Here is a 2991-nt window from a genome sequence, read left to right on the forward strand (position 1 = left end):
CGATCAGGCCGCTGCGGATGCCCGAAGAGCTGATGAACATGAAGAGCCTTGAGGGCTATATCAAGTTCCCGGAAGGCTTCCCCGCAGCGCCCGTCAGGCTCCGCCCGGTGAGCCGCCCGAAGGTGGCCGACGCCTTTATTGTGCGGGGGCCCAATCGACCTCTACCGCCCGCGCAGCTCGACGCTCCCATGCCGCCGCGACCGAAACCGGGAGGGTCACCTGGCGAGGGTGCGGCTGCGCATTCTTCGTCCAGCGATGACGGGGGCGGTAAGTCGATCTTGCGCCACCATTCTGCCCCCAATCAGGGCGAATTGGCCTTCGATCAGGCGCCTGGCGAAGCACCGCAGCCCGATCGCGCAAAAGCTTCGGAGGCGGCGCGTCTGCTGGGTACCGATGCGTCGGGCAGGCCTGCTGCCGGTGGCGTGACCTCCACAGATCCGGAACGCGCAAAGGGTGACCAAGCACCTCTTGAGAAGGGCCGGCATGGCCATCCTGCTAACCACTCCAAGGGCCTCGACAACTCTCACGGCAATGACCGCCCGGCACTCAAACCGGGACCCAAGTCGGGCGCCAAGTCGATTGATCGCGCGAACAGGCAAAACCCGTCACCCGGTCGGCAAGAGGCGAAGGACGGTGCCGAGAAAGGTAGCGAGCCCAAAACTAAATCCGACGGCTCAAAGGTCACTGACCCAGCCTCCCGGAAAGGACGCGCACCGGCGAGCCCGCCAAGATCCTCGGACGCCCGGAAGCTGCTGAACGAGGACGGAATCCCTGAGCGAAGCGAGCCTCCCAAGGACACGCGCGACTTAGGCGATCTGGAGATCTGACAATGGCAGTATATGCCGCCTTGCGAGGGACCTATCTGTGCTCTCGGTAGCCAATGTCCGAACCGCAGGCGGAGCCGCCAGCTACTTTGCAGCCGACAATTACTACACCCGGGCCGATGCCGATCGGTCCGGTTCGTGGCTCGGCAAGGGCGCCGAAGAGCTGGGTCTCTCGGGCGCGGTCGATGCCAAAACCTTTGAAGTCATCCTCAAGGGTTTCCTGCCCGATGGGAGCCGCGTGGGTAGCGACCACCGGGCACACCGCGCAGGTACCGATCTTACCTTCTCCATGCCCAAGAGCTGGTCGGTGCTTGCGCTCGTCGGCGGCGACAAGCGCATCCTCGATGCCTATGGCGCTGCGGTCCGCGAGACGCTGGCCTGGGCCGAGAAGAACCTCGCCGAAACCCGTATGGAGGTGCGCGGCAGCGAGCGTGTCGTCAGGACCGGCAACCTTGTGGCCGCGGTCTTCCAGCATGACACCAACCGCAATCAGGAGCCCAATGCGCATTTCCATGCCGTCATTGCCAATGTCACCCAGGGGCCGGACGGCAAGTGGCGGGCCCTGCGCAACGACAAGCTCTGGGAGCACAATACCCTCCTCAACGCCATGACCATGGCGCGCTTCCGGCTCAGCGTGGAGAAGCTCGGCTACGAGGTGGGTGAGTTCGGCAAGCACGGCAATTTCGAGGCGGTTGGCGTGCCCAAAGATGTGCGCGATGCGTTCAGCTCGCGCCGTGCCGAGGTTCTCGCAGCAGCCGCGCAGATGAACTCACAGGGACCAAGGGCGCTTGATGCTGCAACACTGATGACGCGGGCCCGCAAGGAAGCCATCGAGGACCGCGCTGCCCTGTCGCAGCAATGGAAGGACACCGCTGAAAAGCTCGGGTTCGACCCGGCAATGGTCATCGCGCGAGCGAACGCACGCAGCGCCAAGGACCTCGGCAGTGTTCCCGGATTGGGATCATCGGTCCGCAAGGTCCTCGACCAGGGCAAGCAGATCGCCCACGATTTCGCCGAGCGCCTCGGCATCGCGAAAGGCGATCCCCTCATTCCCTCACGGCTCGGTAGTCGTAGCCCCGAGGAGGTCGCAGCTATCCATGGCGTTGCCTCGGCTATCCGCCATCTTGGCGAGCGCGAGGCGGCCTTCAGCAAGGTTGAGATCTATCGCACAGCGCTTGGATTCGGTCTGCCCACGGCCTTTGCCGATATCGAGCGCCGGGTCGATCAGTTGATCCGGCAGGGACACCTCCAGGCGGGCAAAGGCGCGGATCGCGACATGCTCACCACCCACGATGCGATCAGCCTCGAGCAGCGCATCCTGGTGGGCGTCGAGGCCGGACGCGGCGCTACGCCCGCCATCGTTCCTGCCTTCGATGCCGGAAGGCGGCTGCAAGCCGTCTCGCAGAACAGATATGGCCTGCGCTTGAACAAGGGGCAGGAGGGGGCAGGTCGCCTGCTTCTGAGCTCGAACAACCGCATCGTCGCGATCCAGGGTGTGGCCGGCGCAGGCAAAAGCACGGTTCTGAAGCCGGTCGCCGATATCCTGCGCACGGAAGGCAAGACCGTGCTGGGCCTCGCCGTGCAGAACACGCTGGTACAGATGCTGGAGCGCGAAACCGGCATTCCCTCGATGACCGTGGCGCGCTTCCTCGGACAGCATCAGGACATCCTCAAGGGCGAGGGAGGCGCGCGCCTCGAAGCAGCGCGCACGGCAATGAGCGGGACCGTTGTGGTGCTCGACGAGGCATCGATGGTCGGCAATGCCGATATGGAAAAGCTGGTGCGTCTCGCCAATCTCCTGAGGCTGGACCGGTTCGCCAGCATCGGCGACACCAAGCAGCTGGGCGCGGTCGATGCTGGGAAACCCTTCGATGTCATGCAGCAGGCAGGTATCGAAGCAGCGCAGATGGACACCAATTTGCGCGCGCGCGATGAGGCGCTGCGCAGTGCCCAACGCGCGGCCCAGAGTGGCCGGATCGGCGAAGCGCTCGCCCATCTGGGAGACAACGTTGTCGCTGGTGGCGAGAATGCGGCCGTCGATGCCGCAGCCGCATGGCTCTCACTCGCACCCAAAGAACGAGAGGTGACGGCAATCTATGCATCCGGACGAGCCTTGCGCGGCGAGGTCAACGAAGCGGTCCAGACGGGCCTAAAGGCCAACGGCGAA

General features: G+C 64.6%; 2 protein-coding genes. Both read left to right on the top strand.

The window, feature by feature from the left end; genetic code table 11:
• A partial coding sequence (locus NBV68_RS18850; protein ID WP_366068703.1) for a type IV secretion system DNA-binding domain-containing protein occupies positions 1-827 on the top strand: 827 nt, incomplete at its 5' end.
• 37 nt (positions 828-864) lie between these two features.
• Positions 865-2991: MobF family relaxase (gene mobF, locus NBV68_RS18855; protein ID WP_296312992.1), on the top strand; the 2127-nt coding region annotated here is incomplete at its 3' end.

This window comes from Erythrobacter sp. (assembly GCF_023653175.1).
Lineage (GTDB): Bacteria > Pseudomonadota > Alphaproteobacteria > Sphingomonadales > Sphingomonadaceae > Erythrobacter.